Here is a 26,541-nt window from a genome sequence, read left to right as displayed (position 1 = left end):
AGAGGGATCACGCCACCTGGACGTGGCCCTCTGCACCCACGAAGTCCTTCACCTCGGCCATGAGGACCATGTTGCGGGCGTCTACCTTGGTCGGCAGTTCCATGCGCATGAGGTCGCCCGATGCGCTCTCGACCATGAGCTCGACGCGGTCCATGCCCCCGTAGCGAGAGAAGATCGACTGGAGTGCCTCCATGCGTCCCGTCGACAGCATGCGCAGCGGCAGGTAGACCTCGATGACCTTGGGTCTGTTGGTGTGCTCGTTGAGCTCCATCGCCGATATGGAGCTCACGATGACCTGGATGCCACGATCGCCGCGTTCGAGCCTGCCGGTCGCCTCGATGAAGACGTTGCCCACGCGCTCGCCAGTCTGCTCGTCGACCTCGCCCTCGAGGGCGGCGGCACACTCCCTGTACGCCTTGGGGAAGACCACGAGCGTCACCTCCCCCTCCATGTCCTCCAAGGTGACGATGGCCATCTGATCGCCCTTCTTGGTCACCTTCTTGACCACGCCTCCCACAGGCACCATTCCCGCAAGGCGTATGGGCTTGCCCTCGGGGACCTTGTAGCGGGTGGTGGCGGCACCCGAGACGGGGTCGACGACCTCCTCGGACTCCTCTATCTCGCTCAGCGTGTAGTCACGCGCCTTGGAGATGGCATACTCATACGGGCGCAGCGGGTGGTCGGAGACGTAGATGCCGAGGACCTCGTGCTCTTGGGCCAGCTTCGTGTTGCGGTCCCACTCGTCGTGGGGGTTGGGCTCGGGAATGTCGTCCTCGAAGCCGGCGCCGGCGACGTCCGCAAACATGTCGAACATCGAGACCTGGCCGTTGGCCTTGTCCTTCTGGCGCTTGGCGGCGGCGTCGATGATGTTGGCAGGGTCGTTCTTGTCGACGAAGCCCATGAGCTGCTTGCGTGGGTAACCCGTCGAGTCGAAGGCACCCGACTTGATGAGGGCCTCGACCACGCGGCGGTTTGCCTGGCTGCCGTCGACACGCTCGCAGAAGTCATGGAGGCTCTTGAAGGGGCCCCGGGCCTCGCGCTCGGCCATGATGGCCTCGCCCACGCCGTCGCCCACGCCGCGGATGCCCGCGAAGCCGAAGCGGACGCCCTGGGGGGTGGCCGTGAAGTCCTTGCCGGACTCGTTCACGTCAGGGGGCAGGACGTCGATGCCCTCGCGGCGGCAGGACGTGACATAGTGGACGATCTTGTCCGTCTTGCCCATGTAGGACGTGAGGACGGAGGCCATGAACTCGCGGGGGAAGTGGGACTTGAGCCAGGCGGTCTGCATGACGAGGATGGCATAGCCGGCGGAGTGGGACTTGTTGAACGCGTAGGAGGCGAACTCCAGGACGTCGTCCCAGATGCGCTGGGCGACGTCGCGCTGGTAGCCGTTGCCAAGGGCGCCGTTCATCCAGTGGTCGTAGATGGTCTCGTCGGCGCCGTCGCCCTCCCAGTGGAAGACCTGGCTCGTAAGCATCTTGATCTTCTTCTTGGCCACGGGCTTGCGGATGCGACCGTCGGACTCGCCGGGCGAGAAGTTGGACATCTTCATCGAGATCTGCATGACCTGCTCCTGGTAGACCATGGTGCCGTAGGTCTCGTCCAAGATGTCCGAGAGGCGGTCGTCGTAGAAGACGACGGGCTCCTTTCCGTTCATGCGGTTGATGTAGCTCGTGACCATGCCGGCGCCCAGGGGGCCTGGGCGATAGAGGGCGATGAGTGCGACGATGTGCTTGTACTCGGTGGGTTGCATGCCCTTGATGGTGGCGGTCATGCCCGCAGACTCGACCTGGAAGACGCCGGCGGTGTGGCCGGAACCCAGAAGCTCGTAGATGGCGGGATCAGAGAAGTCGCACTTGTCGACGTCAAGGTCCACGCAGGTCGCCCCGGGCTTGATGGCAGACCTGACTTGCTCGGGCAGCTCGTCTGCGCGAGAGAGGTCGGGGTAGCTGCGACGGATGTTCTCGAGCGCCTTGTTGATGACTGTGAGCGTGCGCAGGCCCAGGAAGTCCATCTTGAGGAGGCCCATGTCCGCGACCGAGTGGCCCTCGTACTGGGTGATGGTGACGTTGCCCTTGGTGTCGAGCTTGGTGGGCACGTGGTCTGTGACGGGCGTCGGCGCGATGAGCGTCGCGCAGGCATGGACGCCCTCCCCACGCATGAAGCCCTCGATGGAGAGTGCCGCATCGATGATGCGGTGCGCGTCCGCGTCCTTGTTGTATGCCTCCTCGAAGTCGGGAGAGTACTGGTCCGGCTTCTTCTCGTTCTTGTGGAGGGCGTTGGGGAGCGTCAGCTTGGGGTCGTTCGAGAGCATCTTGGAGAGGCGCTGCCCCATGTAGACCGGGAAGCCCAAGACGCGGTTGGCGTCGTTGATGGCCTGCTTGGCCTTGATGGTCGAGTAGGTGATGACCTTGCAGACGCGGTCCTCGCCGTACACGTCGCGCACGTGCTGGAGGACCATCTGGAGGTGCTCGTCATCGAAGTCCATGTCGATGTCGGGCATCTCGGAGCGCTGGGGCGAGAGGAAGCGCTCGAACATCAGGCCGTTCTCGAGCGGGTCGAAGTTGGTGATGTTCATGGCGTAGGCGACGATGGCGCCCGCCGCCGAGCCACGGCCGGGACCCACGCCGATGCCGTTATCCTTGGCCCACTGCACGTAGTCCTGGACGATGAGGAAGTAGTTGGCGAAGCCCTTCTCGGTGATGATCTTGTACTCGTGCTCGAAGCGGTCCCTCACGTTCCAACCGCCGATCTCGAGGTCGCGCCAGCCCTCGCCGTAGCGCTTGGCCAGGCCGCGCTCGCACTCCTCGCGAAAGCGCTCCTCGGCCGTCTCGCCCTTGCGGAGCCCCGGGAACTCGGGCAGGTACATGGAGTTCCAGTCAAGCTCGTAGTCGCACTTGTCCGCGACCTCGAGCGTGTTGTCGCATGCCTGGGGGTACCACGAGAAGAGCTGGCGCATCTCCTCCTCGCTCTTCATGTAGAACTCCGTGCCCTCCATGCGCATGCGGGAGTTGTCGTCGATGGTCGTGGCCTTGCCGATGCACGAGAGGATGTCCTGGGTGGAGGCGTCCTCGCGGGTGAGGTAGTGGATGTCGTTGGTGCAGACGACCTTGACGCCCAGCTCGTCGGCGATCTTGATGAGGTACTCGTCCAGCTTGCGGTCGTTCCAGCCGTTCGGGAACTCGAGCCCGTGGTCCTGGATCTCCATGTAGAAGTCGTCGCCAAAGACGTCCTGGAAGGTGCGCGCCCACTGGCGGGCCCCCTCGACGTCGCCCTCGATGACACGCTGCTGGATGATGCCCTGGACGCAGGCGCTCTGGCAGATCAGCCCCTCGTGGTAGCGCTTGAGCATGTCCAGGGTGGTGCGGGGCTTGTAGTACATCATCTCGTGCCCGGCGGCCTGCGACATGCACTTTATGAGGTTGACGTAGCCTCGCTCGTTCTTGGCGAGGAGGATGAGGTGATAGCGCCGCTGCTTGGTGCCGCGCTCGATGCAGTCATCGGTGATGAAGTAGGCCTCGCAGCCGAAGATGGGCTTGATCTTGAGGCGGGGGCGGTTGGCCCTGACGGCGGCGAGGTCGTGGCCGGATGACTCCCACGTCGCAAGGTCGGACGCCCACTGGTCATGGACGCGGTCGAAGTAGTCCGCCTCCGCCGCGTCGGGCGCGGGCTCCTCGAGCTCCCAGCCCTTCTGGAAGCACTCGACGTCGTGGCGCCACTGCTTCATGTTGGCCTGGACGTCGTTGTAGCTGCGGCACTCGAGGTCGAGGTTGGGGACGCCGAAGAGGTAGCCGTGATCCGTGAGCGCCACGGCGGGCATTTTGAGGTCGACGGCACGCTTGACCAGGGACTCGACGGGCGTCGCGCCGTCGAGGATCGAAAAGTCCGAGTGGTTGTGCAGGTGAACGAACGCCATGTGCGAACCTCCGTCGTGCGCAAGGTTTTCCGCTGACTGACCATCATAGCGCGCGAGCCGCGACGGGGCGCTACATCCTCGGCATCTCGCCGTTGCCGAACTCATAGGACACAGAGAGTGGCTGGCCGTCCTCGCCGTCGCGCTCCACGCAGACGAACACGCAGGTCACAACCTCGTACCCTTCCCCCATGAGCACGGAGGCGTAGAAGTTCGCCTGCATGCGGTGGCGCTCGGCAACTTCGTCGAGGCTCAGGCCCGCGTCACCGGTCTTGTAGTCGACGACCAGCGCGGACGTGGAGCCCACGTCCGTGGCGACAAGGTCGATCGCCCCCTCGACATGGCTGCCGTACGGCGCATCGACGGCACGGAAGAACGGCAGCTCCGCACGGACGAGGTCATGCGAGAGGACCTCACGACGCAGCTTCGAGTCCTGCCAGCGTGCGAGTGCCGCGTCGAGTCGTGCGCCCTGGCGCGTCGAGAGGCGCCAGTACGCCTTGGTCCGCTCGATGCGCCCGGGCGCAAGCGCTCCCTGGCCCTCGACCAGGCACTGGGCAAGCTCGTGGAAGGCCGATCCCAGGTTGGTCGCCTTGTCCGCGTCGGCTGTGTCGGCCATGGGACCGTCATCTGCTTCCGCGCCGGCGTCCCCACGGGTGCCGACCAGGGACGCGTCTTCAGGCAACGGACGCACGTCCCCCTCGGCGGGCTGGCCCTCCCCCTCACCCACCAGCATCTGGGCACGTGCCGACGAGTAGCTGAACACTCCCTCGCGCGCAGACCAGGTGCCGGCATGCTGACGCGCCTCGGGCAGGCCGTCCGAGGTGGCCTCGTCCACAATCGCCAGCTCCCCCGCGTCACGGTCCACGTCCTCCAGGGCGGCCAGGGGGGGCTCCGCAGCACCCGCGCCCCCGTCGTCCACCACCGGCTCGCCCTGCTCCGAGGGGCGCATGCTCACCACGCGCACCGAAGCGGGGGCCGACCCGCCGTAGGGGACCTCATGCCTGCCTGGCGCGGGCAGGGCCTCGCCGAAGAGCGCCTCGGCCACGCCCCGTGCCAACGTAGGCGAGACGGATCCCTTGGAGCTGAGCGTCACCCCCATGCCCAGGATGACGGCCTCCTTTGCGCGCGTGATCGCCACGTAGAGCAGCCGTGCCCTCTCGGCCTGCTCGCCGTCTGCGGACACCGCATGGAGGAACTTGGCCCAGTCGATCGTCGTGGTGCACTCGCTGGGGTCGAGTGGCACGTCCGTGCGCAGGTCGAGGGGGGTGACGCCTTCGGGCACGAGCGCTGCGCGCACGGTGCCCCCGCGATTCTCGGCCGTGATGCCCCTCGCCGATGCGGCCCGGTCGTTGCCCCAGCACTCGCTGATCGCGACGACGGGATACTCCAGGCCCTTGGACGCATGGACGGTCATGACCTTGACCGATCCCGCACCGCCGCCCACGAGCGACGCCGGACCCACCTTCGCGGCCTCGAGCCAGCGATCGAACTCCAGCGCCGCCGAGGACACGCCCAGCCCGGCCTCGTCCGCGAGCTCGCCCACATGGCGGACGGCCGCGAGCACGTTCGCGAGCTGGGCCTGGCCGTCTGCGCCGGCACGCTCGAGCCGCACGATCCAGCCCGACTCGCGGATCGCCGAGAGAAGGACGTCGGCCACCCCCCAGCTGCCCAGGCGCCCGATCGCCCGACCCAGGACCTCGCGCGCGCGGACGAGGCGTGCCGATGGCACGCAACCGCGCGGGAACTCGAAGTCCCAGAGGCCCACGTCGATGCCTCGCTTGGCCAGGGCGTCAGCCCTCTCCTGCTGCCGTGTCGAGAGCAGGCACAGGTCGTCGGCCGTGAGAGAGAACATGCGGCTCACGAGCACGGGATAGAGCCCCGCCTGCGTGTCCCTGGGATTGGCCAGCACGTGCAGCAGGGAAGCCACGACGTGCACCTCGGGCGCATCCGAGAAGGTCGAGCCACCGCTCACCACGCAGTCTATGCCCCGCTCGCGCAGGGCCTCGAGGTAGACGCCCAGGTTGGACATGCGTCCCAACAGCAGGGCCACGTCGTCGGCGCGCTGGCCTGCGGCCACGTAGTCCCCTATCCTCTCGGCCATCTGACGCGCGAGCTGACGGGAGCGCAGGGTAGCCGGCACGCCACGCCTCCCGCTCGAGAGCCCCACCACGGCCTCGACGCTCACGCGCGGCAGCCCCGCGGCCCCGTACGACGTGGGGCGCCCGGCCCAGGGCCTCAAATCCATGAAGCCCGGGACGAGCCCCTTCCCCAAGAGGCACGCCACGAGGCGCAGCACGTCATCATGGCTGCGGAAGTTCTGGTCGAGGCATACGACCGCACCCGTCCCGCCCTCGGCAAGGAACCTCTCCCGGTCGCGGAAGACCTGCACGTCTGCAGCACGGAAGCGATAGATGGACTGCTGGGCGTCGCCCACCGTGCACAGGTGGCAGGCATCGCGGCCGCTCAGGAGCTCTATCATGCGCACCTGCTGGGCGTTCGTGTCCTGGAACTCGTCGACCATCACGAGGCGGAACTTCTCGCCGTACAGTGCGGCGATCTCGGGGTGGTCGCGAAACGCTCCCAGCGTGAGCGAGAGCAGGTCGTCGTTGTCGAGCGCGCCTGCCGCGGCCTTGCGTCGCGCGTAGCGGCGATCCACCTTGCGTGCAAGGTCGCAGATCTGCTCGGCAAGGGGGCCGACGCCGGCGAAGGCCACGCAGAGTCGCAGCTCCGCGAAGGCCGAGCGCAGCTCGGCACCAACCTCCCTCATGGTCGCCTTGCGGTAGGCGTCCTTGGGCCTGCCGATCTGGGCTAAGGTCGCCTCCGCAAGTGCAGGCGTGCGCGCGGAGGGGGCATGCGAGAAGAACCCTTCCGCCGCCTTGATGCCGCGCTCCAGGTTCGCACGCTCCCCCGTCCCCGTCTTGCTCTCGAACGCCCCCGCGTCCTGGCCCAGCACGAGCGCCCGTCGCGCCGCGTCCAGCCAGCTGCCGAGGGCGTCATCGCAGCTTGCAGGCTCACCGGGAAAGCCGATCGAATCGAAGCCCCCGAGTGCGGTCGCGGCGGAGGCGCGCAGCGTGGCCACCATCTCGAAGAGCGTCCCCTTCGCGTCCGCGCCGCGTCGGTCACGCGGGCTGAAGGCGCGCAACAGGGAGGCGTAGCCCTCGTCGTAGCGCACGTCCCGCAGGACCTCGTCGACGGCCTCCTCGACCATCCGCTTCCCGTCCTTCTCGGAGAGGACCTCGAAGCCAAGATCGATGCCCAGGTCGAAGGCATGGCGCCTGAGGATGCGCGAGCACATGGCATGGATGGTGCTGATCCATGCCGAGTCGACGGCGAGGGCCTGGTCGGCAAGGCCGCCCTCGCGCAGGCGCGCGCGTATCTTCTCCTTGATCTCCTCGGCTGCAGCGCGGGTGAAGGTTATGACGAGGACCTGGTCGAGGCTCTCGAGAAACGCCGTCCCCTTTGCGCCCGAACCGGGCGTGAGGGCCCATGCCACACGCTCGGCGAGCGTGGACGACTTTCCCGAGCCCGCACCGGCCGCCACGAAGAGCGGGCGGTCGAGCGTATGGACGATCTCCGCCTGTCCAGGAGTGAGTCTGCGTGCCACTACCCCCGCCTCCTCTCGCAGTCGACGACCGGACACCAGCTGCATGCCTTGTCGTCTGTGGGATCCGCCTCGATGTCGCCGTCCAGCATGCGCTGGATCGCCGACGCCACCTTCTCCTCGGTGACGTCGAGGAGCTCCTCGAAAGTCGCCTGGCCGTGACCGCCGACGCAAAGGCGGGCTGCACGCGGCGCGCTGATGGGCCCCATGACCATGTCGAGTGCGTTTGCGTCCACGACACCGGCGATCTCGTGGTCCCCCTCGCCCGCTCCCATCGTGGAGAGGTACACGGCACCCACCACACGAAGGTCGGGGAACATGCGGCGCACGACCTGCGCGTAGATGAGGCTCTGCACGCGCCGGGGCAGCGCGATGGCATCGGCAGCGGGACAGCCCCCCTCGCCGAAGACGTCATACTCGGCCGCAAAGCCACCCTTCCCCTTGTGCTTGTAGTCGACGACCACGGCACGCCCGTGCGCGTCCACGTCGACGCGGTCGATGCTGCCCACGAAGTCGGCGCCCGCGTAGGTGACGTGCGCGCTGTCGGGCCGCGTGCCGCCAAAGCGCAGCTCGAAGCGGCGTGGCTCGAAGCCCCGGAAGCGCCCGGCCTCGAACGCCAGGGTGCTCCTGAGGTCACGGCGCAGATAGGACAGACGCAGCTCCTCGGTCGCCGTGTGCGGGACGAGCGACTGCGCCGCAAGCGTGGTGGCATGCTGACGCTGGTGCATGAGGTGACGGTCGATCTCGAGGTCGACCAGCTCTTGCGCATGCGCGAGGTTCTCCCGCGTGACGCGTGAGCCCGGGATGCACCGCTGAGGCACGAGGTCGAGGTCGACGGATGGGCTTTCCCCCGCGTCGACGAGGCCGGAGGAGATGGCCGCCTCCTGGGCGAGGTGACGGTGAGAGACCTCCAGGACACGGTGTGCGAAGCTGCCCATCTGGAGGTAGCCGAAGTCTGCATCGATGCCGGCCAGACCAAGCCTGCGCAGTGTGAACCATTTGTAGGGACACTCGAGGTACGACTCTATCTGCGATGCTGAGAGTGACGGGCGTCCCTCGTAGAATCCCTCCTGCCCCTCGCGAGGCACCACGACCATCCTGCGAGACCCCTCGCTGACGCGTCCCGTGGGAGGCAGCTGCCAGTAGCCCCTGACCTCGGGTGCGAGCGAGCGGGCAGTGAGGTTGCGCGTCACCTCGGATTCCCCGAGGGTACGGGGGGCGAGGGGGTCCGCAGGGTCCAGGCGCTCCTCCGGCGTGATGCCGTAGCAGGCGAGGAGCTCCGTGAGGACGACGGCGGGATAGGTCGGCTTGGCGTCGCCGTCGTGGAGCGTGCGCTCGAGGACGAGAGTCTCGCGTGGCGCCGCGACGGCCGCCCCGAACTGGGCACGTGCCTGCTCGAGAGGGTCGCTCGCATCCGCAAGCCCCAGCTTGGCGAGCAGCATCTGTGCGGCGCCGTCGGGGGGGTCGAGCGGGTAGTCGAGCGAGCTGAGCCCACAGGATGCGAGCACGTCCACAGAGCCAGTCTCGAGCTGTGCGGCCTGGGCGCGCGAGAGAATCCGGACAATGGGCCCATCGGCCACCGGGTGGTCGGCATTGGGCAGAGGCCCCTCGAACGACGCCCCCCCGTCCCTCTCCCCCAGGGAGAGGCGGCGGAGGATCTGCTGGCGCTCGGCAAGCTCGCGCACGAGCGACACGACCTCCGCAGCCGTGAGGAAAACGGTGGTGGACTTCTTTTCGGAATGCGCGGATATGCCCAGCAGGCCCAGGGTGCGAGCGATCTGCTGGATGGCCGCGAGCGCGGATATGGCGTCGGTACACGCGACACCCCCGCTAGAGGCGCCCAGACCCCCCTTGCCTTCCCGTGCGCAGCCCCCCCGCACGTGACCCTCCCGTCCGTAGCCTTCGCGGCCGCAGCCTTCCCGGCGCACGTCGCCTCTTACGCGTTCCTGCAGGGCCCGGGCCAGCACAAGCGCACCGGAGCCTACGCGCCCCCGAAGCACCTGCTGCGTCACGCGCTGCACGAGCGGGGACGTCGCCGACTGCCTCTGCAGGGTGTCGAGCACCTGCTGCGGAGTGAGCGAGCGGTTGGCGCGCCAACGGGCGTCGAGGGCCCATGCCTGGGCCCTTTCCACGGCGCTCGCGTCGCTCAGGAGGAAGTCCACGATCGGGCGCGGGGGCCACCAGGACATGTCACCCAGCTGTGGGACGGGTCCCTCGGGACCGTCGCAGGGCCTGGGCCAGGTTGCGGCAAGCTCCGCGAGGTGGCACACGGCCTGGGCGAAGTCGAGATAGGCACGGGCGACGGGGACGTCACGTACCCCCACGGGGACGGATGCCCGCACCCGCATGCCACGCGCTGCGAGCTTGGGGGCCAAGGCCTCCCAGCAGCGGTCCGGACGGGGTGCGACGACCACCATCTCGCAAGCCCCCCGTCGGGCCTGCCGCTCGAGCTCATCGGCCACGAGCTCCCACTGCGCAAGGGGACCCGTCGCCTCGAGGCGCACGACGGAGCCTGTCGCCTCGATCGTCCCCTGCCCCCCCGCGCCTCCCCGAAACGCCAGGCGGCGCAGGGCCTGGAGCTCGGGGGGGGGTGGGACGGGCGACGCGGCGGAGGGGGCGCCCGGGGCGGACGGCGATACGTCCTCACGCACGTCAGCACCTTCGTCAGAGCACCTCTCGGCAAGCCGGCGGGCAAAGCCCTCGGCGAGGGAGCTGGCGGGGCCCCCGTCCGAGCGCACGACGAGCGTGACGTCACCGTGCGATGCGAGCCGCGCCATCAGTGACAGGAGGGCAAGGGAGGAAGGGCCCATGCCGGCGGCAACGAGGGGCACCGGCCGCACGCCCTGGTCTGCGAGGAGGTCGGGAAGCCGCCCCATGGCCTCGCAGCGCTCCACGAGGCCATGGGGCGCCAGCTGGGACCGATAGTCGGCGAGCAGGTCGCATGCGAACGTCTCGCCTGACGTGAGGGAGGTTCGCCGTGGATCGGCCGCATCGAGCGGGAGCCACGCAAGCGCGGACTGCGCAAGCGCGGCAAGCGCGTCCAGCGTCCCAGACGTCGGGGGGAGCCGCAGGGAGGCGCGCTCGTCCGCGGCACGGAGCACGGTGCGCATGAGCGCCAGGCGCGACGTGGCGTCCACGATGTGCGTGCCGTCACCCCACACCTCCCAGCGCTCCTCCGCCCACGCCGAAGGAGTCGAGGTGGTAACGCCCAGCGAGAGGCCGTCCGACTCTGCCAGCGCATACCGAGCGCGCAGGGCCACGTCATGGTCGGGCACGAGCAGGACGGCCGAGCCCACACGCTCGACGGCGGTGCGCAGGGCGCCCTCGACGGCTGGGCCCACCAGGCGCATGTCATCCGTTCTCACTATCTGAAGTGGCATGGGACCCCCTGACCAGGACGGCAAGGCGACGCTCGCGGCCACCGCCCGCACGCGTCACCCACGCGCATCATGGTAGCGCGAGCGGTGGACACAAATCGACGGAACCACAGATCCTGGCTACTCCCGCGACTCCTGCGGCCCGCTCCCGGGAGCGGGCCCATCCAGGCGCGAGAGCACCAGGCGATAGCCGCCCTCGGGGCCGTTCAGGCACTTGGAGACGCGGCTCACGGTCGTGGACGAGGCGCCGGTCGAGCGGGAGACGCTGAGGTACGACGCGCCGTCGCGCAGCATGGTGGCCACCTCAAGGCGCTGCGCCAGGTCAAGGATCTCGCGCCTGCTGCAGACGTCCAAGAGGAAGCTGCGGGCCTCCTGGGGCGTCGCCAGGGAACTCATGGCCGAGAAGAGGCGCTCGACCTCGAGGGCCGTGAGCCTCCCGTCCTTCCCCGTTGCAAACCTGGTGTCCCCTACCACCGTCACGCGCTCCCCCTTTCGGCGGACACGTGCATCCCGACGTGCCTGCGACCGCCAAGACACCCCGAACCGCGAGGGCACTCCCGACCGCCAAGACTTTAGCGCATTAAAGTATCGCGCGCCAGCCGTGGGCGGTATGCCAACCGGGGGATGTCATGCCAGCCGGGGTGTCGCTGGGAAAGGCTGCCCAGCCAAGGGAAACGTCCCTCTCGGTCCCGAAGCGCATCGCCCCACCCCGACGTCCTGTCCCGTGCAACGCCTTCCGCCAGCTCGGGTATAGTCAGGCACAACGGACAGGAGGGGACATGAGATTCGTAGGAACCTGGATCACCACAGCGATCGCCACGGCCGCAGCCATCGCCTTCGTGCCCGGCATCGAGGCCGTAGGCGGGGGCTACCTGGGCCCCATCATGTGCGCGCTGGCACTCGCGCTCGTCAATGCCACCGTCAAGCCCGTCATGCAGGTGCTGTCGCTGCCACTCACGATCGTCTCGTTTGGCATCTTCGCGCTGGTGGTCAACGCCTTCATGCTCGAGCTTGCCAGCTACCTCTCGCGCAACGTCTTCCACGCAGGTGTCACGATCTCCTCGTTTGGCGCGGCGTTCGTCGGTGCCATCGTGATCTCGATCGTCAGCTCCATCGTGAGCGGCGTGATGGGGCTGGGAGACTAGGCGCCTGGCATTGCGCGGCGGCCCTAGTGGTCCCCGGTGCCTGTGGCGGGTGCCCGCAGCAACCCAAGCGCCCGTTGCACGGCCCTAGTGGCCCCTGGACCTCGAGACGACCGATCTCACGAGGCCGACCGCCCCTTCCCGTGCGGCAGCCGCCGACTGCGTCACGGTGGCCTCGACGAGCCTTCCCACCACGTTCTTGGTTCCCTCGCTCGCGGAACGCGCGGCCGACAGCACCTTCTGCAGACCCTGCGGGCTGCCTGCGACCTCCTCGAGCGTGGTCGCCCCGCCGGCCGAGAGTATGGAGAAGAGCTCGTCCGTGAACTCCGCACGCTCCCCGAGGTCGACACCTTCCAGCCACAGGTCCATCGCCTGGCCCAAGACGGCGGCGTTTGGCGCAAGCGACTCCGCCACCACGAAGCCGTCGCGAGACAGCATCCAGCTCGTAGGGTCGTGCTGCCCCAGACCATCCGCGCCGCTTTGCACATAGGTGCGCGGCTCCTCGCCGCGGTCGAAGATCTGGCCCACGACACTGAAGTTTGGCTGAATGCGCACGAAACGCTCACCCAGCACGTCATGGGCGCCACGCGGAAGGAGCTCGCGTGCCATGCCAGGGCCGTCGAAGCTGTAGACGCGGGTGAGGCGGGAGGCCTGGCCGTCGGGCAGCGTGGCGGCCGCATAGGTGGCAAGGTTGCCGCCCTTCGAGTGGCCGCCCACGTACACCTGCGCCCCCTTTGCGCTGCGACCCAGGGCGCGAGACAGGTACCCCTGAGCCAGGATCTGGGCCTGCGCGACCGTGAAGCTGAGCATGAAGTCCTCGTGCCAGCCCACCAGGCTCAGGTCGGTGCCGCGATACGAGACGTACACACCTCCCCCGGGAAGGTCTACCTGGACCGCGGCGAACTGCAGGGAGCGGCCCTCGTCGATGACGTCCGTGTAGTCATGGAGCAGAAGCGGCCCGAAGCGCTCGGACTCCCCCAGCAGGCGCACGAACGTCGCGTCAAGCGTTGCCAGCGACATCACGTGCGCCGACGTCCCCTCGACGCCATAACGGGCGAGGAAGCCCTCGCAGGCCTCGCGGATGCTCACGGGAGACGCGGTCGATGGGGAAGGACGTGTCGGGGAGGGTCCCGTGACGCCGGTGGCGTCCTCCCCGGGCACCAGGCCCCTGAGATCAAGGTACGACAGGCACGCCAAAACGAGGGCGTCGACGTCGTTGAAGGGACGCTCCCCCAGCGTGAGGTCACCACGCCAGGACAGGTAGTCGTTCATGTTCGCCATGACCGCTCCTCTCGTGCGGGGGGGCGCCGCCGTCGCCGTCGCCGTTGCCGGACCGCTCCTCTCGTGCGGGGGGGCGCCGCTATCCAGAAGCACTACCCCAACAGCTGATCGGCCCACTCCCACTCCCTGAAGCCCGCGAGAAGGAGGCCCGTGCCCACCACCAACGGCCGCTTCACCAGCATGCCGTTCGTCGCGAGGAGCTCATAGCACTCCTCATCGCTCATCCGGGCGAGGCGATCCTTGAGACCCATGTCGCGGTAGAGCATGCCGCTCGTGTTGAAGAGGCGACGGACGGGCAGGGCGCTACCCGAGTGCCAGAGCCGCAGCTCCTCGGCCGTAGGATTCTGAGCGACGATGTCGCGCGGCGTGTAGGCGACGCCGTGCCCGTCGAGCCACTTGAGCGCTCGCTTGCAGGTGGAGCAGCGGGGATAGTGAAGGACGAGAAGCGCATCTTCTGCCATGGGTCTTTCTCCTGGGTCGCCTTGATCAGTCGGCGGGGCGTATGGGGTCGGCGGGGCGTATGGGGTATGCGCGGGGACATCATCTCACAGCTCGCGCCGCGCCTTTGCAATGCGAGACCCCTCCCTCCCGGCACCCCTCGTGCTGCGGTCCCTTTCACCGGCACGCCCTTGCGAAGCGAGTACTTTCCCGACACCCTCTCTTTCCCGACACCCTCTCTGCAAAGTGAGTACCCACAGGGCGAGAAAGTACTCACTTCTGCGAGGCAACCGGATCACCAACTGGGAAAACGTCCGATTTTTCGTGATTCCTCCCCCGAAGTGAGCGCATCGCGCGTAGCGCGGAACTCACTTCGGGAAGATCACTCGCTAGGCCTCCAGTCGAGCCGCAAGCAGCTGGTTGAAGAGCTTGGGATTGCCCTTGGCGCCTGCGGCCTTGGAGGCCTTCATGCACTGCCCCACGAGGAAGCCGACGACCTTCTTGTTGCCGTCCCGATACTGCTGGACCTGGTCGACGCACCGACCCAGCACCTCGTCCACGATGGGCTCGAGGGACGACGCGTCCGTGGTCTGGCGCATGCCACGCTCGTCCACCACACGCCCGGGGTCCGCGCTCGTCCCGTCGACGGCCGCGAGAACCTCGCGGGCCTGCGCGAAGGTGATGGCGTCCTGGGCGAGGAGGGAGGCGATGCTCGCCACCTGGGACGCCGTCAGGCTCTGGAACGCAGGCAGGAGGTTCACCACGACGTTTGCCACGGTGGAGATAACCTTTGCCTCGGTGATCCCTTTCGCGACCTTTCCTCCCGCCGCCATGGCAGCCTCCTCGAAGAGGGCCGCCACCGCAGGGTCGCCCGCGATCTGCGTCGCGTCATCGCACTTGAGACCCAGCTCGCCCACGTAGCGGTCGCGCTTGGCGTCAGGCAGCTCGGGAATGCGGCTGCGACACGCTTCGATGAACTCGTCCGTGAGGTCGAAGGGTGCCAGGTCCGGATCGGGGAACAGACGGTAGTCGTCCGCCGTCTCCTTCACGCGCATGACCACGGTGCGGCGCCTCGAGGGCTCCCAGTGTCGGGTCTCCTGGTAGACGATGCCACCCTCCTCAAGGACCTCGGCCTGGCGACAGATCTCGTACTCGAGCGCGTCGTGAAGGCTCTTGAAGGAGTTGATGTTCTTCATCTCCGTCTTGGTGCCGAACCCGGCCTCGCCACGTCGGCGCAGGCTGATGTTGCCGTCACAGCGCATGGAGCCGCTCTCGAGCGAGCAGTCCGAGATGCCGAGCGTGCGGAAGGTCTGCTGGAGCTTCTCCATGAAGAGGCGCGCCTCCTCGGGGGTGCGCAGGTCGGGCTCGGTCACCAGCTCGATGAGCGGCGTCCCGCAGCGGTTGTAGTCGATGAGCGACTCGGTGGCTGCGGTGATGCGGCCCTCCTCGCCACCCACGTGCACCATCTTGGCGGCGTCCTCCTCCATGTGTATGCGGAGGATGCGTATGGGCACCACGTAGGAGCCGTCCGCCCGACGGAGGATCCCCCCTCCCGTGGCCGTGGCGTCGGCGAGGTCAGGACGCTCCCTGGCACCGGCGCCCCCGACCTCGAGGTCAAGGCGGCCATGCATGCAGAAGGCGACCGGGCCCTGCGTGGTCTGGAAGTTCTTGGCCATGTCGGGATAGAAGTAGTGCTTGCGGTAGAACATCGAGTGGCGTTTGATCTCGCAGTTGGTGGCAAGGCCGGCCATCACGATCGAGCGGATGGCCTCGCGGTTGGGCACAGGCAGGGCGCCCGGCATACCCAGGCAGACGGGGCACACGTTGGCGTTGGGCTCGTCGTCATGGGAAAGGCGGCAGTTGCAGAACATCTTGGTCTCGAGCGTGGTGAGCTCGGTGTGAACCTCCAGGCCGATGACGGCCTCCCAGTCGCGCAGGACCTCCTGGAGCCCCCTCATCGCAGATCGCCTCCCTTCCCGGCGAAGGCGGGCGCGACAGGCGCCCCCTGGCCCAGGCCCAATCCGGCGTCGACGCCCCGCTCGAGGGCGCGGGCGAAGCTCAGCAGCTGGCGGTCCCTGAACGCCGGCCCCTGGAGCTGCGCCGAGATGGGCAGGCCCGAGTCCTCGCCCAGGCCCAGCGGGACCGAGACGCCCCCATTGCCGGCGATGTTGCTCGAGATCGTGAACATGTCCGAGGCGTACATCTGCGTGGGGTCGGAGATCTCGCCAAACTTGAACGCCGTGCGCGGACTGGCCGGCATGAGGATGACGTCGCAGCGCTGGTACGCCGCGACGTAGTCCTGCGTGATGAGGGTGCGTACCTGCTGCGCGGGATAGTAGTACCTGTCATAGGTACCGCTGGAGAGGAGGTAGGCACCCAGCATCTGGCGGCGCTTGGCCTCCTCGCCGAAGCCGTGGGCGCGCGAGAGCGACGTCTGCTCCGCGAGCGTGGCGCAGCCCTGCTCCTGGTAGCCATAGCGAACCCCGTCGAAGCGGGCCAGGTTGCTGAAGGCCTCGCAGGGCGCGATGACGTAATAGGCGGCGATGGCGCTGGCGATGTTGGGGAGCTCCACCTCGACGATGCGCGCACCCTGGTCCTCGAGCGCCGCGCGGGCCACCTCGATGCCACGTCTGACCTCGTCGGCGAGGCCCTCCGCCTCGAGGAGCGCAGGCACGACGCCCACCGTGCGGCCCTCGATGGGTTCCTCCAGTCGCTCGAGGAAGTCGACGGGGCAGTCCTGACTGGTGGAGTCGAGCGGGTCACGGCCAGGGCTGACGAGCGCGTTCATGGCGAGCGCGACGTCCTCGACGCGGCGTCCGAAGGGACCCACCTGGTCGAGGGACGAGCCGAAGGCCACGACTCCGTAGCGGCTCACGGCACCGTAGGTGGGCTTCATGCCCACGACGCCGCAGAGGCTTGCCGGCTGGCGGATGGAACCGCCCGTGTCCGAGCCCAGGGAGAGCGTGACCTCGCCTGCGGCCACCGCGGCGGCCGAGCCGCCCGAGGAGCCGCCTGGCACGCGCTCGGTGTCCCAGGGGTTGTTGGTACGGTGGAAGGCGCTGGACTCCGTGGACGAGCCGAAGGCGAACTCGTCCATGTTGGCCTTGCCGACGGGCGTGGCACCCGCGTCGAGCAGGCGCTGGACGCAGGTCGCGGTGAAGGTGGACCCATAGCCCTCGAGCATCCTCGACGCGCAGGTGGTATGCGTGCCCACGAGATGCATGTTGTCCTTGAAGGCGACGGGGACGCCGGCCAAAGGGCCGAGTCCCTCTCCCCTGGCACGCCTGCCATCGGTCTCGCGGGCAGCCGCGAGGGCGAGGTCTGCGGAGATCTCGAGGAAGGCCTGGACCTCAGGCTCGCGTGCGTCGACGGCCGAGAGGGACGCCTGCGCGACCTCGGCGGCGGAGAAGTCGCCGGCGGCGACGCCTGCCGCGATCTGGGCTGCGGAGAGCTGGTCGAGTCCTGTCATCAGCGATCCTCCTCCGCGTCACCGAGGATGGAGGGGACGCGGAAGTAGCGCCCCTGCGTAGCCGCGGCATTGCCAAGCGCGACGGCGACGGGAAGGGCGCGGACGGAGTCGTCCACCACGTCGGCGCCCATCACGTTGGAGAGCTCCCCGATGGGATGGAAGGTTGGCTCGACGCCCTCGAGGTCATACTGGCGGATGGGCTCGAGGAGCTCGATGGCCTCGTTCATGTAGGCGGTCATCTGGGCAAGCTCCTCGCCCGCGAGGGCGATGCGCGCGTAGTCGGCGATGCCGGCCACGTCATCTTGGGTCAGGGGCATGGTTCCTCCCGTACGGTCAGCGTTGCGTGCGTTCCATGATAGGGCACGGCCCGCAGGCTAGCGGCGCCCGCCGTCCCTTGGAGACGCCAAGGCAACAAACAGCGCGGCCACGACGGCCACGAAGGAGGACGCCCCGAAGAGCACCGCCTGTACGCCGAAGGCGTCGGCTAGAGACGGCGCGACCAGAAGCGGCAGGACGCCGGCGCTGTTGAGCCCTACGCGCATGAACGCGATGACGCGACCCACGTGGGCGACGTCACAGCCGCGCTGCACCAGCGTGGTGCGCACGGGTCCCATCGCGCCAAAGCCCAGGCCCGTTACGAGCTGGCCGACCACGACGACACGCACGTCTCCTGTACCCACGTAGAGCATGGACCCCACGCCCGTGACGAGCAGCAGTGCGCACATCAGTCGCACGTTCAGCCTGCGGGCGCCCACGCGCATGACGGCAAGCGAGCCCAGGGTGGCGCCCACGCCACCGACCATGGACAGCCAGCCCATCCATTCAGCCGAGGCATGAAGGACGTCGCGGTAGAACAGGGACTCAAGCGAGTCGAAGGCGCCGTACGCAAAGAAGCCCAGGAAGGCCACGGTCAAAAGGAGACGCAGGTCGGGATGGGAGAGGGTGATGCGGACCCCCTCCAGGGCATCCGAGAGGAGCGCGGGGAGACCACGGGGATCCGCATCGGCATGCGCGGCGCCAGGCGCCTCCGAAGGCTTCCCACCCTCGGCAAGGCCGGCGACAAGGACGAGGGAGACGAGGGGCGCGAGCGCCAGGACAGCGAAGACCGCCTGCTGGGATGCGAATCCGGTGATGAGAGCGCCCAGGGCGGGTCCCAGGATGACGGCGACGCCCGTAGCGGTGTTGGTGAGGCTGTTGGCACGCATCAGGACCGCAGGATCGTCAGTGAGGTGACGCGGGTAGGCGTCCACCGCCGTGGTGCCCACAGAGAGCAGCAGCCCATGGAGGGCGGCAACCACGAGCAGCAGTCCCAGGCCCAAGGGAAGGAGCCAGCCCGCAGCGCCCAATGCGGCTGCCGCCACGAACGTGGCCGCGAGCGTCCGGCGCGGTCCGAGGCGGTCGACGGCGGGTCCCGCTGCGAGGCCCCCGACCACCAGCAGCACGTTCAGGGCGAAGACCAGCGCGCTCACGCCAAGGGCGTCCGTGCCCAGGACGTAGGTGGCACAGCCGATGATCCCCACGAAGTACGTCGCCTGGAAGCCCAGCTGCATGAAGAGGCTGGACGCCGCCAGGCGGCGGACGAAGTGGCCCTGTTGCGCGGATGCGCGCGCCGCTGATGCCGACAAGGACCATCCCCCCTCCCATGGCCCCTACCTCCCTGCGTCCTCTGCCGGGAGCACGCCCTTCTCGCCTGGCCATGATAGCAGGGCCACCAGCGCAGCCGTCCACGAGGGCTGCATGGACGGCTGCTGTAGACGCAGTTCGGTTGAAAGAAGCGCGCGGCTGGGGGTAAAATCCCCCCTCGTAGGTAGGAATAACGCCATGGGGCGGGCGCACGTCCTCAGGAAAGGGTCGCGTCAACGCGTCCGTGGCTCCACGACTGCAGAACCATGCACAGAGAGAGGCACCATGTCACAGCTGCTCACCATCTCAGGGCTCTCCGCCGGTACCGAGGAGAAGATCATACTCCACGACATCGACCTTGCCGTCGGCGCAGGCGAGACCCACGTCCTCATGGGCCCCAACGGCGCCGGCAAGTCCACGCTCGGCCACGTCATCATGGGCGATCCCGTCTACCACGTGAGCGAGGGCGCCATCGACTTCGACGGCGAGGACATCACCGACAAGGCGCCCGACAAGCGCTCGCTCGCCGGCATCTTCCTCTCCTACCAGGCACCGGTCGAGGTGCCGGGCGTGCCGCTGTACAGCTTCCTGCGGACCATCTGCCAGATGCGCCCCGAGCTCAAGGTCACCGCGCGCAAGTTCCGGCGGCGCGTGGCCGAGATCTCCGAGCAGCTCGACATAGACGAGTCGTTCTTGACCCGCGAACTCAACGTGGGCTTCTCCGGGGGTGAGAAGAAGAAGCTCGAGATGCTGCAGCTCCTGCTCCTCAGGCCCAAGCTTGCCATCCTCGACGAGACGGACTCGGGACTGGACGTCGACGCGCTGCAGGTCGTCTCCCGTGGCATCGAGGCCTACCGCGCCGAATGCGGCGGGGCGCTCCTCATGATCACGCATAACACCCGCATCCTCGAGCGGCTCAGCGTCGACAGGACCCATGTCATGGTCAGGGGCAGCCTCATGGCCGACGGCCCCGCCTCGCTCATCGCCGACATCGACGCCAACGGCTTCGGTCGCTTCGAGGATGCCGCCGCCGAGAGGGACGAGGCCTAACGTGACCGAGAAGAGCTATACCGCAGACGCCGACCCCGGCGTCGACGAGAAGGGACGCTCCCGCGTCTCGGACGTCGACCGCTCGCTGTACGACTTCGTGAAGAGCGAGGAGGGCTACGAGCGCTACGCAGACGGCCTCACGCCAGAGATCGTGCGCGCCATCAGCGCCAAGAAGGACGAGCCCGCCTGGATGCTCGAGATGCGCCTCAGGGCCCTCGACCTCTTCCACGAGCTTGAGATGGCCCCCAACTACGGTCCGGACACCTCGGCTTTGGACATGGACCACATCTCCACCTACGTGAGCCCCAGGACCAAGCAGGCGCGCGACTGGGACAGCGTCCCCGCTGACATCAAGGACACCTTCGAGCGCCTGGGCATCCCCGAAGCGGAACGCGAGAGCCTGGCAGGCGTCGGTGCCCAGTACGACTCGGAGATCGTGTACCACAACATGCGCGAGGAGGTCGCCAAGCAGGGCGTCGTCTACACCACGATCGAGGACGCGCTGCACGACCCCCAGTGGGAGGGCGTGGTCCACGAGTACTTCGGCACGCTCATCCCCCCGCGCGACCACAAGTTCGCCGCGCTGCACTATGCCGTGTGGTCGGGCGGCTCCTTCGTCTACGTCCCCGCGGGAGTCACGCTCGACTACCCGCTGCAGAGCTACTTCCGCCTGAACGCCAGTGGTGCCGGCCAGTTCGAGCACACGCTCATCATCGTGGAGCCCGGCTCCGACCTGCACTTCATCGAGGGCTGCTCCGCGCCCAAGTACTACGAGGCCAACCTCCACGCCGGTGCCGTGGAGCTCTTCGTGAAGGACCACGCGCGCCTGCGCTACTCCACCATCGAGAACTGGTCCAAGAACATGTTCAACCTCAACACCAAGCGCGCGACCATCGGCGCTGACTCCAAGATGGAATGGGTCTCCGGCTCCTTCGGAAGCCACGTCTCCTACCTCTACCCCACCACGATACTCGCGGGCGACCGCTCGAGCTGCGAGTTCACGGGCATCACCTTCGCCGGTGCCACGCAGGACCTCGACACCGGCTGCAAGGTCATCCTGAACGGGGCCGACACCACCGCCTCCGTCGACACCAAGTCCATCTCCAAGGACGGCGGGATCAACACCTTCCGCAGCTCCATCGTCGTCGGACGCCAGGCAAACCGCGCACGCGTCAACGTCAGCTGCCAGTCGCTCATGCTCGATGACATCAGCCGCTCGGACACCGTCCCGGCCATGGACGTCCGCAACCCCACGGCATCGGTCGGCCACGAGGCCACCATCGGCCGCATCTCGGATGACACCGTCCTCTACCTCATGAGCCGCGGCTGCTCCGAGGCGGAGGCCCGCACCATGGTCGTCAACGGCTTTGCGAACCCCGTCTCCAAGGAGCTTCCGCTCGAGTACGCCGTCGAGATGAACAACCTGATCAAGCTCGAGATGGAAGGGGCGATCGGCTAATGGCAGACTCCACGACCACTTCGGCCCGGCCCTCGGCGCAGGTACCAACGTCGACGCCGACCCCGATGGCCAGCGCGGATCACGACACGCTGGAGGCGCCCGGCGCCCTCACGACGCTTTCCCACGTCAACGTCCCCTACAGCCAGACCTGGAACCACCTGAATGTCAACGAGGCCTCCCTCCGGATGCCCCAGCCCATCCACAGGGGCGAGGTCACAGCCCGTCTCCCCCAGATCCTGCGGCAGGTGGAGGCCGGCATCGGAGCCGAGGCCGTAGCGTGGGCGGAGTCCTCCGCCGGTGACGCCCGCTACATCGAGGTGCCACGCGGGACACGCCGCGAGGAGCCCCTCCTCGTCGAGGCCAACGCCGATGCGGGCGAGGTGCGCGACACCGGCATCCTCGTCCGCGAGGGCGCGCACGCGACCGTTGCGATCGTCTCGCATGCCGCTGGCGCCGCAAGCTCCGCCGGTTCCACCCACACCGAGACCGCAACCACGGTGTCCGCGGCCAGGGCGTCCCGTCGCCACTCCGCCAACCTCGTCCGCATCATCGCCGAGAGGAACGCGACGGTACGCATCGTGGAGATCATCGCCCTGGGTGAGGACAGCACCCACCTCGAGGGCATCGGCATCGAGGCGGACGGGGGCGCCTCGATCGAGGTGCGCCAGTACGCGCTCGGCGGTGGCCAGGTCGCCCTGGGCTTCGAGGCACAGCTCCGTGGAAGGTCTTCTCGCCTGCAGCTCGACCTGCGCTACGTCGCACGTGGCCATGAGCGCCTGGACGTGAACCAGATGGTGCGCCAGCGCGGCCTCGACACGCGCTGCGACATCCAGTCGACCGGCGTCCTTGCCGACAGCGCGCACAAGACCCTGCGCGAGACCATCGATCTGGTCCACGGCGCCAAGGGCTCCAAGGGCAACGAGGCCGAGACCGTCCTCGTCACGGGGGACGACGTCGTCAACCGCACGCTGCCCGTCATCCTCTGCGACGAGGACGACGTCGCCGGAAACCACGGGGCCTCCATCGGCTCCGTCAGCGCGGAGCAGCTCGCCTACCTCCGCGACCGGGGGCTCTCCGAGGGGGAGGCCGTCGCGCTCTTCTCGCGCGCCATCTTCGACGACGCCGCGATCCATGCCCCCGAGGACGCCTCGCTCGTCGCCGCGCTGGACCGCGCGGCGGAGGTGCTGGGGGACGAGATCGCGCACGACCTCGCCGACGGGCTCGGCCTGACCGACGGGCTCCGAGGCAGTGCCGCCCCCTGCGATGGGCACGGCCTCCACGACGGCGACGATCCTCAGGAGGGACAGTCGTGACGCTTTCCGAATCCCAGCTCGCGAGCATCGAGCAGAACCCCTACAGGCAGGACTTTCCCCTGCTGGCCAAGCACCCCGACATCACCTTCCTCGACAGCGCCGCCACCTCGCAGCGCCCCGAGGCCGTGCTTGCGGCCGAGCGCGGCTTCTACGAGACCATGAACGCCAATCCCCTGCGCGGCCTCTACCGACTCTCCGTCGAGGCGACCTCCGCCATCGAAAGCGCGCGTCGGCGCATCGCCGGCTTCATCGGAGCCACGGATGACGCCGGTCAGCCACAAGGCGACGAGATCGTCTTCACGCGGAACACCTCCGAGTCCCTCAACCTCGTGGCAGGCTCCCTCGGACGCTCGGTCCTGAAGCCCGGAGACGAGGTCGTCATCTCCATCATGGAGCACCACTCCAACCTCATCCCCTGGCAGCAGGTCTGCGCCGCCACCGGGGCCAAGCTCGTCTACCTGCGTCTGGACGACGACTTCCGCATCACCCCCAAGGAGATCGAGGGCAAGATCGGTCCCAGGGCCAAGATCGTCTCGGTGACCCAGGTCTCCAACGTGCTCGGCGTCGAGAACGACATCCGCGCCATTGCGCGCCGAGCCCACGAGATGGGCGCGTACATGGTGGTGGACGGGGCCCAGTCCGTCCCGCACCTCAGGGTCGACGTGCGCGAGCTCGGCTGCGACCTCCTCGCCTTCTCGGCCCACAAGATGGGGGGTCCCATGGGCGTCGGCATCCTGTGGGGCAGGCGTGCCATCCTCGATGGGATGCCGCCCTTCCTGACGGGCGGGGAGATGATCGACTCCGTGAGCGAGACGGAGGCCGTCTGGGCTCCCGTACCCCAGAAATTCGAGGCGGGGACCCAGGACGCCGCAGGCGTCTATGCCTTCGACGCCGACCTGGCCTATCTCGAGGGCCTGGGCATGGACAGGGTCGAGGAGCGCGAGCGGACGCTGGCCTCCTACCTCACGGACTCGCTGTCCGCATTGGGCTTCGTGGACGTGATCGGGCCCTCCGATGGCAGCCGCCACGTGGGTGCGGTCGCGTTCAACGTGCGGGGTGTCCATCCGCATGACGTCGCCTCCATCCTGGACGGTTCGGGCATCTGCATCCGTGCGGGGCACCACTGCGCCCAGCCGCTGCTCTCCTACCTGGACGTGGCGATGGACAGCACCTGTCGTGCGTCCGTCGCGCTCTACAACGACAAGGCCGACATCGACTGCCTGGTCGAGGGGCTCGAAACGGTTTGGACGGTGTTCCATGGCTAATCCCGTCGCCGGCGCGGGCGGCCTGTACAACCCCGCGTTCATGGACCACGTGTCCCATCCCGACTACAAGTACCAGATGGACGAGCCCACCCTCACGCACGAGGGGATCAACCCCTCCTGCGGAGACGACCTGACCTTCTCGGTCAGGATGGCTGCGGACGGCACCATCGAGGAAGCCGCCTACCAGGGGCATGGCTGCGCCATCAGCCAGGCCTCGGCCGACATGATGAGCGACCTCATGGTGGGCAAGACGCCCGAGGAGGCCATCGGGCTCTGTCGGCTCTTCATGGCGATGGTTCGTGGCGAGGAGACCGACGGTGACGAGCTGGACCAGCTCGAGGATGCGGCCATGCTCAAGGACATCAGCCACATGCCCGCTCGCGTGAAGTGCGCGGAGCTTGCCTGGCGCACCCTCGAGGAGATGCTCCTTGCGGCCATCCCGAAGACCCAGGCAGCCCCGGACGGACCGGAGGCCCCGGCAGCCACCTCCCAGTCCCATGGGGATCCCGCCGGCGGCAAGGGGGACTAGGCTCATGGCCAGCATGTTCTCGACAAAGGGACGCTACGCCCTCAGGGTCATGGGCGACCTTGCCACGCATGAGGGCTGGGTCTCGCTGGGCGACGTCTCCAAGCGGCAGGGCATCTCGCGCAAGTACCTGGAACAGGTGGTATCGCGCATGCACAAGGCCGGCTACGTCGAGAGCCTGCGCGGCAAGGGCGGCGGCTATCGCCTGACGCGAGCCCCCGAGGACTACACCCTGGGCGAGATCCTGCGCGCGGCCGAGGGTTCGCTGGCACCCGTCGCCTGCCTGGACTGCACCAACGACGAGATCTGCCCGCAGGCCGACTCCTGCCCTACGGTCACCATATGGCGCGATCTGGGCAGGGTCACCGCAGGTTTCCTGGACAGCAGGACGCTCGCGGACATCGTGGGAGATGTGGACGGGACGGGCGAGTAAGTCCAAGACCCTCCTCGCCGCCATCGGCGAGACGAGCAAAGCCACATGGCCTCTGTCCGAGGCTAGCGCTGCGCGGCAGATCACCTGTGAAAAGAAGTTCCCAGTTACATGATATCCTTATCTGAGCGCAGGCGCGTGGGACATGCTTGCCCCAAGCAAGCCAACCAGCCCACGAGAAGGGATCCCATCATGGCAGCAGTTTTCCCCAAGGGCTTCTTCTGGGGCGGAGCCACGGCCGCCAACCAGCTCGAGGGTGCCTGGGACGCAGACGGCCGCGGTCCGTCCGTCGACGACCACTTCACGGGCGGCTCCTATGAGAGGCCGCGCGAGATCACCCTCGAGATCGATCCCGACAAGCTCTATCCCAACCATGACGGCATCGACTTCTACCACCGCTACGAGGAGGACATCGCGCTGTTCGCGGAGATGGGCTGCAACATGCTCCGCATGTCCATCAGCTGGAGCCGCATCTTCCCCAACGGCGACGACGCCGAGCCCAACGAGGCCGGCCTCGCCTTCTACGACAGGGTCTTCGACTGTTGCCACGCCCATGGCATCGAGCCCCTGGTGACCATGTCCCATTACGAGATGCCCTACCACCTCGTCGAGAAGTACGACGGCTGGGCCTCCCGCGAGCTCATCGGCCTCTTCGAGAGGTATGCCAAGACCATCCTCGACCGCTATCATGGCAAGGTCACCTACTGGCTCACCTTCAACGAGATCAACTGCGGCACCATGGACATGGGCAACCTCTTCGAGACCAGCATGATCCAGGGCTACGAGGGTCCCGCGTCCGGCGTCCATACCACCTTCCAGGACCGCTATCAGGCCCTTCACCACCAGTTCGTGGCCTCTGGCCGCGCCATCCGCTACGCGCACGAGAGCTACCCCACGCTCAGGATGGGCAACATGGACTGCTTCATCCTGTCCTACGCTGCCACCTGCGATCCCGCCGACATCCTGCTCAACCAGCAGCAGATGCGCCAGATGAACTGGTACTGTTCCGACGTCCAGGTTCGCGGCTACTACCCCTCCTACGCCAGGCGCTTCTGGCGCGACCACGGCATCGAGCTTGACATCGGGCCGGGGGACCTCGACGACCTCGAGGAGGGGACCATCGACTTCTACGCCTTCAGCTACTACATGAGCAACGTCGTGGGCACCCACGGCGTCGAGCAGTCCGCCGGCAACATGACCTTCGGCGGCAAGAACCCCTACCTTCAGTCCACCGACTGGGGCTGGCAGATCGACCCCGACGGACTGCGCTTCTCGCTCAACGAGATCTGGGACCGCTACCAGATCCCCGTCATGGTCGTCGAGAACGGCATGGGCGCCAGGGACGAGGTGGCCGAGGACGGCTCCGTCCACGACCCATACCGCATCGCCTACCTCAGGAGTCACGTCAAGGCCATGGGCGAGGCCGTCGACGACGGCGTCGACCTCGTCGCCTACACCTGGTGGGGGCCGATCGACCTGGTGTCGGCCGGCACCGGCGAGATGCGCAAGCGCTACGGCTTCGTCTACGTCGACAAGCACGACGACGGCACCGGCACCCTCGAGCGCAGGCGCAAGGACTCCTTCTTCGCATACCAGAGGATCATCAGGTCCAACGGGACCGAGGGCCTGGAGTAGTCTTGCCCCACTGGCCGAG

At 67.8% G+C, this 26,541-nt stretch carries 18 protein-coding genes; 8 read left to right on the top strand and 10 right to left on the bottom strand.

Annotated features, from left to right (window positions below; genetic code table 11):
• Positions 1-7: 7 nt before the first annotated feature.
• From dnaE to OLSU_RS03445, 4 genes are all read right to left on the bottom strand, one after another.
• On the bottom strand, positions 8-3,916 hold the full coding sequence (dnaE, locus tag OLSU_RS03460) for a DNA polymerase III subunit alpha (RefSeq protein WP_013251567.1): 3,909 nt from the start codon (positions 3,914-3,916) through the stop codon (positions 8-10).
• A gap of 70 nt (positions 3,917-3,986) precedes the next feature.
• Positions 3,987-7,517, bottom strand: coding sequence for a UvrD-helicase domain-containing protein (locus OLSU_RS03455; protein WP_013251566.1), 3,531 nt, complete (start codon positions 7,515-7,517; stop codon positions 3,987-3,989).
• The gene (locus OLSU_RS03450) at positions 7,517-10,894 is read right to left on the bottom strand and encodes a PD-(D/E)XK nuclease family protein (protein ID WP_013251565.1); all 3,378 of its coding nucleotides are present in this window, start codon (positions 10,892-10,894) and stop codon (positions 7,517-7,519) included. The genes OLSU_RS03455 and OLSU_RS03450 overlap by 1 nt, the downstream gene beginning before the upstream one ends.
• A 117-nt stretch (positions 10,895-11,011) precedes the next feature.
• Positions 11,012-11,371 carry a YerC/YecD family TrpR-related protein gene (locus tag OLSU_RS03445; protein ID WP_013251564.1) on the bottom strand — a complete coding sequence of 120 codons (360 nt, stop codon included), beginning with the start codon at positions 11,369-11,371 and terminating at the stop codon, positions 11,012-11,014.
• A 299-nt stretch (positions 11,372-11,670) separates the two neighbouring features.
• Here OLSU_RS03445 and OLSU_RS03440 point away from each other — a divergent pair, with 299 nt between their 5' ends.
• The gene (locus tag OLSU_RS03440) at positions 11,671-12,036 is read left to right on the top strand and encodes a phage holin family protein (protein WP_013251563.1); all 366 of its coding nucleotides are present in this window, start codon (positions 11,671-11,673) and stop codon (positions 12,034-12,036) included.
• 84 nt (positions 12,037-12,120) lie between these two features.
• On the opposite strand, the gene OLSU_RS03435 is transcribed toward OLSU_RS03440, so the two are convergent.
• The 6 genes from OLSU_RS03435 to OLSU_RS03410 all read right to left on the bottom strand — a co-directional run bounded on the left by OLSU_RS03435 (position 12,121) and on the right by OLSU_RS03410 (position 18,846).
• On the bottom strand, positions 12,121-13,314 hold the full coding sequence (locus OLSU_RS03435) for an Mbeg1-like protein (RefSeq protein WP_013251562.1): 1,194 nt from the start codon (positions 13,312-13,314) through the stop codon (positions 12,121-12,123).
• 92 nt (positions 13,315-13,406) lie between these two features.
• The gene (locus OLSU_RS03430; RefSeq protein WP_013251561.1) at positions 13,407-13,775 is read right to left on the bottom strand and encodes an arsenate reductase family protein; all 369 of its coding nucleotides are present in this window, start codon (positions 13,773-13,775) and stop codon (positions 13,407-13,409) included.
• A gap of 366 nt (positions 13,776-14,141) precedes the next feature.
• Positions 14,142-15,710 (bottom strand): Asp-tRNA(Asn)/Glu-tRNA(Gln) amidotransferase subunit GatB, encoded by a 1,569-nt coding sequence (gene gatB / locus OLSU_RS03425; RefSeq protein ID WP_013251560.1) that lies wholly within the window; start codon positions 15,708-15,710, stop codon positions 14,142-14,144.
• Positions 15,707-17,221 (bottom strand): Asp-tRNA(Asn)/Glu-tRNA(Gln) amidotransferase subunit GatA, encoded by a 1,515-nt coding sequence (gatA, locus tag OLSU_RS03420; protein WP_013251559.1) that lies wholly within the window; start codon positions 17,219-17,221, stop codon positions 15,707-15,709. Before gatA ends, gatB begins: the two co-directional genes overlap by 4 nt.
• Positions 17,221-17,538 (bottom strand): Asp-tRNA(Asn)/Glu-tRNA(Gln) amidotransferase subunit GatC, encoded by a 318-nt coding sequence (locus tag OLSU_RS03415; protein ID WP_013251558.1) that lies wholly within the window; start codon positions 17,536-17,538, stop codon positions 17,221-17,223. Before OLSU_RS03415 ends, gatA begins: the two co-directional genes overlap by 1 nt.
• Before the next feature lie 57 nt (positions 17,539-17,595).
• On the bottom strand, positions 17,596-18,846 hold the full coding sequence (locus OLSU_RS03410) for an MFS transporter (protein WP_013251557.1): 1,251 nt from the start codon (positions 18,844-18,846) through the stop codon (positions 17,596-17,598).
• 283 nt (positions 18,847-19,129) lie between these two features.
• Here OLSU_RS03410 and sufC point away from each other — a divergent pair, with 283 nt between their 5' ends.
• From sufC to OLSU_RS03375, 7 genes are all read left to right on the top strand, one after another.
• Complete coding sequence (sufC, locus tag OLSU_RS03405) at positions 19,130-19,894, top strand: Fe-S cluster assembly ATPase SufC (protein WP_013251556.1); 765 nt, start codon at positions 19,130-19,132, stop codon at positions 19,892-19,894.
• Position 19,895: 1 nt separating this feature from the next.
• Positions 19,896-21,353 (top strand): Fe-S cluster assembly protein SufB, encoded by a 1,458-nt coding sequence (gene sufB, locus OLSU_RS03400; protein ID WP_013251555.1) that lies wholly within the window; start codon positions 19,896-19,898, stop codon positions 21,351-21,353.
• Positions 21,353-22,666, top strand: coding sequence for a SufB/SufD family protein (locus OLSU_RS03395; protein ID WP_013251554.1), 1,314 nt, complete (start codon positions 21,353-21,355; stop codon positions 22,664-22,666). Before sufB ends, OLSU_RS03395 begins: the two co-directional genes overlap by 1 nt.
• Positions 22,663-23,931: an aminotransferase class V-fold PLP-dependent enzyme gene (locus tag OLSU_RS03390; RefSeq protein WP_013251553.1), complete on the top strand. Its 1,269-nt coding sequence runs from the start codon at positions 22,663-22,665 to the stop codon at positions 23,929-23,931. Before OLSU_RS03395 ends, OLSU_RS03390 begins: the two co-directional genes overlap by 4 nt.
• Positions 23,924-24,460: a Fe-S cluster assembly sulfur transfer protein SufU gene (gene sufU / locus OLSU_RS03385; protein ID WP_013251552.1), complete on the top strand. Its 537-nt coding sequence runs from the start codon at positions 23,924-23,926 to the stop codon at positions 24,458-24,460. The genes OLSU_RS03390 and sufU overlap by 8 nt, the downstream gene beginning before the upstream one ends.
• A gap of 4 nt (positions 24,461-24,464) precedes the next feature.
• The gene (locus tag OLSU_RS03380) at positions 24,465-24,890 is read left to right on the top strand and encodes an RrF2 family transcriptional regulator (RefSeq protein WP_013251551.1); all 426 of its coding nucleotides are present in this window, start codon (positions 24,465-24,467) and stop codon (positions 24,888-24,890) included.
• A gap of 189 nt (positions 24,891-25,079) precedes the next feature.
• Positions 25,080-26,522, top strand: coding sequence for a glycoside hydrolase family 1 protein (locus tag OLSU_RS03375; protein WP_013251550.1), 1,443 nt, complete (start codon positions 25,080-25,082; stop codon positions 26,520-26,522).
• The last annotated feature ends 19 nt before the right edge of the window (positions 26,523-26,541 follow it).

The sequence above is a fragment of the Olsenella uli DSM 7084 genome (genome assembly GCF_000143845.1).
GTDB classification, from domain to species: domain Bacteria; phylum Actinomycetota; class Coriobacteriia; order Coriobacteriales; family Atopobiaceae; genus Olsenella; species Olsenella uli.
This window is presented reverse-complemented; position numbering and strand designations above follow the sequence as displayed.